The following is a 606-nucleotide window of genomic DNA, read 5'->3' on the forward strand; positions in this document are numbered from 1 at the left end:
ATCGGGTTCCGGAAAGACCACGGCCGGCCGGTGCACGCTGCGTCTGATCGAGCCGAGTGCGGGCCGCCTGATCTTCGACGGCGTCGATCTCACCACGCTGTCCGATCGTGAAATGCGAACCTATCGGCGGCGGATGCAGATCGTGTTTCAGGATCCGTATTCGAGCCTCAATCCGCGCCTGCGGGTCGAGGAGATCATCGGTGAGGCGATCGATACGCATGGACTCGCGAAGGGAAGTGCGCGCCAGGATCGCATCGCCGAATTGTTGGTGCGAGTGGGACTCAATCCCGATCACGCCAGGCGGTTTCCGCATGAATTCTCCGGCGGTCAGCGTCAGCGCATCGGCATTGCGCGCGCGCTCGCCGTCGAGCCGGATTTCATCGTTGCGGACGAGCCGGTATCGGCGCTCGACGTCTCGGTTCAGGCTCAGGTCTTGAACCTGATCCAGGATCTTCAGCAGAGTTTCGGCCTGACGATGCTGTTCATCGCGCACGATCTGTCGGTCGTCGAATACCTCTGCGACGAGGTCGTCGTGATGTATCTCGGGCGCGTGATGGAACGGGGGCCGAGCCGTTCCCTCTATGCGCGGCCGAGACATCCCTACAC

The 606-nt window shown here is 62.4% G+C and carries 1 protein-coding gene; it reads left to right on the forward strand.

Annotated features, from left to right (window positions below; genetic code table 11):
• A partial coding sequence (locus AC1DT3_RS23530) for an ATP-binding cassette domain-containing protein (RefSeq protein WP_477467562.1) occupies positions 1-606 on the forward strand: 606 nt, incomplete at both ends.

Source organism: Microvirga sp. P4_G7, assembly GCF_056401005.1.